Annotated in this window: 1 protein-coding gene and 1 pseudogene; one reads left to right on the forward strand and one right to left on the reverse strand. The window is 69.0% G+C overall.

The genetic code is table 11. The annotated features are described in order from the left end of the window. Positions 1-226: pseudogene (locus VF662_RS16825) on the forward strand (DUF2171 domain-containing protein); the annotation flags it as partial. 165 nt (positions 227-391) lie between these two features. Here VF662_RS16825 and VF662_RS16830 read toward each other — a convergent pair. Then, the gene (locus VF662_RS16830) at positions 392-2,197 is read right to left on the reverse strand and encodes a DUF885 domain-containing protein (protein WP_464143104.1); all 1,806 of its coding nucleotides are present in this window, start codon (positions 2,195-2,197) and stop codon (positions 392-394) included. Positions 2,198-2,273: the final 76 nt, after the last annotated feature.

Raw genomic sequence — 2,273 nt, forward strand, 5'->3', positions numbered from 1 at the left:
TCTCAGCCAGGTCAGGGAGCATATGGAAATCGTCGGCGCGGACGAGGTGCACGTCGGCACCGTCGACCGGGTCGAGGGCGACCGGATCAAGATGACCAAGCCCGACAGCGGCTCGCATAGCGGCCATCATCATTATGTGTCGGGCGGGCTCGTCGCCGCGGTTGAGGGCAATCGGGTGCGCCTTTCCGCCAATGCCGACGCGGCCGTCCTGCTCGAGGAGGAGAAAGGCGGCGAGGGGATCATGGACGGCGGCGTCAACCTGAAGACCGTCGGAATCGCCGCCGCCGCCGCGGTGGGCGTCGCAGCGGCCGCCGCGGGCGCGGTGATGTACAACCGCCGCAAGGGTGAGGGTTCCGAGGAGGAATAAGCGCGAGGGTGACGGGCGGAGCGGCTACGCCCTCCGCGCCGCCACGTAGCCGTCGATCACCTGTTCGAGCACCGTGAGCGGCACGTTGCCGGCCTTCACCACCGCATCGTCATAGTCGCGCAGGTCGTAGCGCGGGCCGAGCGCCGCCTTCGCCTTGTCGCGGAGGCGGTTTATCTCGCTGTGTCCGATCTTGTAGCCGCAGGCCTGCCCTGGCCACGAGCAATAGCGATCGACCTCGCTCGCCACCTCCTCGCGGCCCGAGCCGTTGGTGGTCGCGAACCAGTCCACCGCCTGTTCCCGGGTCCAGCGCTTGGCGTGGAGGCCGGTGTCAACGACGAGGCGGCAGGCGCGGAAGGCGATCGACTGGAGGTAGCCGAGGCGGCCCACCGGATCGCCTTCATAATCGCCAAGCTCGTCGGCCAGCTGTTCCGCATAGAGCGCCCAGCCTTCCGAATAGGCATTGAAGGCGAGGAGGGTGCGGATCAGCGGCAGCCGGTTTGAATATTCGCCCTGCCAGACGTGGCCGGGGATCGCCTCGTGATGCGCCAGCGTGGGCAGGCTGTAGCGGCTGTGCAGCTGGGTGGTCCGGAGATTGATCCAGAACTTGCCCGGGATCGAGCCGTCGATCGATCCGGCGCCGCCATAGGCGCCGGGCGCGCCGGGCTCCTCCTCGGGCGGGAGGCGGCGGACCTCGAGATTGCCGGGGACGAGCGTGTTGAAGGCCTGCGGGAGCTTGGCGCGGATCGACTTCAGCCGCTCGTCGATGAAGGCGAGGATCTGCTTTCGGCCGGCATCATTGTCCGGGAACTGGAACCGCGGATCCTCGCCCAGCGCGGTCATGCGCGCGCCGACGCTGCCCTTGGTGTAGCCGAGGCCGTTCAGGATCCTGTCCATCTGCGCGTGCAGCGATTTCACCTGTTCGAGGCCGATGGCGTGCACCTGGTCCGGCGTCAGGTTGGTGGTGGTCGAGGCTTTGAGCGCCCAGCGATAATATTCGTCGCCGTGCGGCCGCGCCCACATGCCCGCCTCGTTCCTGGCGACGGCGCGCTGGGCGGTGAGCTCCGCGATCTGCCGCTCGAGGGCTGGCGCGACATCGCCGCGCACGATGGCGCGGGCCTGCTCAGCCCAGTTGCCGGGGATGTTCCTGGTCCGCCGCTCGATCGATTCTACCAGCGAGCCGCCCTCGCGTGCGGCCTTGGCGGAAAGCTGGAGCTGCTTCAGCGCCTTGTCGACCAGGAAGGCGGGCGGAACCAGACCCTGCGCCCGAGCCGCACCGACGCGTTCGAGTTCGCCGTCCATCTGGCGCGGGTAGGAGCGGAGCCGGGCAAGGTATGCCTCCGCATCGGCCGCATTCTCGACCCGGTGCTCGGCGTCGAGGAAGCGGGGCACGTCGAGATAGGCGCCGACATTCTGGATGACCGCATAAGGCGTGTTGCGCCAGCCGCCGACGGCGACATCGCCATAGGGGAGGGCGAAACCCTCGAGCGCGGTCGTATAGGCGCTCCGGACGACTGCGAAGCTGATGCGGGTCGGCTCACTGAGAGCCGAAGCGTCTATCGCGTTCACCCGGGCGAGGTCGCTTCGGAGGGTCGCGGCGAGGCGTTGCTGGCCGGAGCGCGATCGGTCGCTCAGCTGCGAGCGGAGTCCTGCACGCTCGCCGGTGTCGATGCCCAGCGTCGTCGCGGTTTCGGGCGACAGGCGGAGCAGGTTCTCGGCGACGCTGTCGAGCAGCGCGGTGGCTTCGGCCTCGCTCGTGGCCTTGGCACCGGCGAGCGTGCGCGCGCAGCCGGAGACGAGGGGCAAAGCCGCGCCGGCCGCGAGCGTCGCCATGGCCTGGCGGCGGGAAAGAGAAGAGGTGGGCAAGGGATACTCCGTCTTAGGCGGGAGGAAGCGAGCGGTCGGCCTC

It is taken from the genome of Allosphingosinicella sp. (assembly GCF_036387215.1).
GTDB lineage: Bacteria > Pseudomonadota > Alphaproteobacteria > Sphingomonadales > Sphingomonadaceae > Allosphingosinicella.